Origin of the sequence: Rhodoblastus sp., assembly GCF_052145335.1 — a bacterium.
In the GTDB taxonomy this organism is placed as follows: Bacteria; Pseudomonadota; Alphaproteobacteria; order Rhizobiales; family Beijerinckiaceae; genus Rhodoblastus.
In genome coordinates this window covers 1-2,575 of sequence record NZ_JBKQOU010000081.1, presented here as the reverse complement: position 1 = coordinate 2,575, position 2,575 = coordinate 1, and the positions used below count along the sequence as shown (strand labels likewise).

Sequence of the window (2,575 nt, the reverse complement as noted above, 5' to 3'; positions counted from 1 at the left end):
TCTGGTCGCTTTATGAAAGCAGGGTCGCATGGATCCTGTTTATCAGAAGCTGGCGCCCGTTGCAAGCTTTTGCATTCGGTGTCCGCTCGGATTGACGCTTCGAGGCCCGGAGTCGACCCCGAGCGGCAGTTCGTGGCGACCCATTTGAACGCCACGAATCGACGTAGAGCGTCCGTTGCTGATCGCGAACCCGAACTGTGCAAGTGCGCCGGAAAGCGGGCCTTGCCGGTAGGCGCGGAATCCGCCCAAAGGGGGCTTTCCGCGGAGCCAGAAAAACCCTCGTGATGCGCAGAGGGCGGTCACTTATGCACGCGGGCTGCCCTCGCTTAACCACGCTTTAAGCGAGCGATTGTCCAACGGCGTCATTCATCCGTTACGTGCAATCGCCTTTCGAACGGCTTCTTCGATCTCGCGGTTCGCCTTTATGTCTTTTCTTTGAAGAATTTCAGTTCTGAGGCCGAAATGATATGCCTGTGGAAGCGTCTTCCTGACAGAGAACCTGTTCCAGTGCCAATCGTGCAGTGCCTCATTATAGAACGCGCATCGAAGGTCGAGTTCGATTGCAGCCTTGTGTCTATCGTCGGTGAAATTACTTATCCGCATATTCTCGTTTCGCCAGGAAGCAGTCATCAACCAATGATGATAAGCATATTCATACTGTTCTGTGACGTAGTACTGGTGAGCATGTCGCTCTAAGCCGTGGTACTCGTTCGCCATCTTGCGAACAAAGTACACATCGAGTGGAAACTCTTCGTCGCCATCCCAAGTAAGCTTAGGCCTGTCCATATACGTAAACAGGCGCAACACTCCGTCCCAGCCGCCAAAATGCTGCGCCGCGAACTGAGACGCTAGCCGATCATATTTCGGCAGCCACTTCCTAAACCTCATGACCATCGCCTTCGATCAACGCGACCTATAGCACCGGGTCCGCGATCTCTAAAAATCCCCCGATTTCCGGCCGAAAGCCCATCGAGAAAATTCCAATTTCCTGCCCGCGCCCCTTCAATACGAATTTCTCACTAGACATTTCTGATTGAGAACGATATGAGCAGGGCATGAAATCGAAAACGCTTGAAACCCTGCTCGCCCACGAAACGGGCCGCCACACTGAGATGGTCACCCGCTTCCAGCTCCTGCGTGACTTCAACCTCCTGTCGAAGGCTCGAGGGCGCAATGCCGAGTACCTCAATGCCGACGAGATCGTGTCGGGCATTCTTTCGACCGTCGCGAGCAAACCAGGCCTTGCGGCGGTGACCGCTATAGGTCTTCGGAACTTGAAGCCTGTAGGCGTTGAGAAAGACGCCTTCGCGGGCGCTCCGACACTGGCGACGGCGCTCGCCGCCGCGATCGCCGACGAGGCGCTGTGCCATAGCGTGCTGGAGGTCAGGCTTGGTGACAGCACGCCTGACGATCGCATGGCAACGTCGGCGGCGATCGACTACATCGCCGACGGTGAACAGCAAACGACGCAGTACGTTCCGGCTACGGCACACTCGCTGTTTCAACCGGGAAAGGAGAAGGAGTTTGACCGCCGGTCGTTGCGCCCCTCAATCGGTCAGGAGACGTTCATCACAGCACGGTTCCTCGCGCGTATTGCTCGCGACTTTAAGGACGCGGAGCACTTCAAGGCGCTGGAAGGCGCGGCTCAGGACGCCGTGTGGAAGCCGTCGAACAAGCGGATTTTTCCCGAAAACTTCAACCTTCTGCATCAGGGGGAGGAGTTTTTGAGGGGCCAAAGCATTGAGGCAATCAAAGCCTCCGATGTGCTGCTGCATCATTTCGATATGGTCGCAGACTCAATGGATTTGATCCAGTATTTTGCTCAACAATATCATCACCGCAGTGAAGATCAGCTTGTCATTCAGCTTCTCGGGATTAGGCTGTTCAACGATTGCGGTACCGCCGTAAACAACATGTTGTCTGGTTATTGTCAAAGCTCTGTCATGATTCAGCGTGATTTGCTTGAAGTGTCCTTCCTTCTGGATTACCTCAAATCCAACTCTAACATGATCGCGGATTGGAAGGCTTGCTCGGAGGTCGACAGAAATAAAACATTCAGCGCCTTTGAGATTCGCAAATTCCTAGATGATCGAGATGGATTTACGGAGCGAAAACGTGCGGAGCATTACAAAATTCTGTGCAATCTGGGCGCACACGCTAGCTATCAGGGCTTTCAGTTACTCCAGCCCGTTGCTGGCGGCGACGCACACTGCGGACCCTTTTTCGCCGAAATGTCTCTCATTCCCACGCTCAGCGAATTGGCGAAGATCGCTACAATGGCGGCTGGGAACTTTACGATGTTTTTTGCGCCGGATTTAATCACCGATCTGGAAGTCAAACTGCGGTTTATGGAGAAGCAGTCGCTTTGGTTCGACCGATTTGCCGGCAAAGGCTTCGACCGGGGCCAGATTGATCAAATGCGCGCGCTTCTCGCGCGGGCAAAGGCAATGAAGGGGGCAGCCTGACAGAGGTTGTTCGGCTTGCACCGCGAGCAAGTCCGCAGGGGGCGTGACAAACGCGTTCGGAGCTTGCCCGGGGAACGTCCGCAACTGTGCAGGTTTTTGGACGCCGGCAT

The 2,575-nt window shown here is 54.8% G+C and carries 2 protein-coding genes; one reads left to right on the top strand and one right to left on the bottom strand.

The window, feature by feature from the left end; genetic code table 11:
- Window positions 1–366: 366 nt before the first annotated feature.
- A complete protein-coding gene (locus tag ACLP2E_RS05820; protein ID WP_442465401.1) occupies window positions 367–888 on the bottom strand; it encodes a hypothetical protein in 522 nt (173 codons plus the stop codon).
- Between the two features lie 167 nt (window positions 889–1,055).
- Between ACLP2E_RS05820 and ACLP2E_RS05815 the strand changes: the two genes are divergently transcribed.
- Complete coding sequence (locus ACLP2E_RS05815; RefSeq protein WP_442465400.1) at window positions 1,056–2,465, top strand: hypothetical protein; 1,410 nt, start codon at window positions 1,056–1,058, stop codon at window positions 2,463–2,465.
- The last annotated feature ends 110 nt before the right edge of the window (window positions 2,466–2,575 follow it).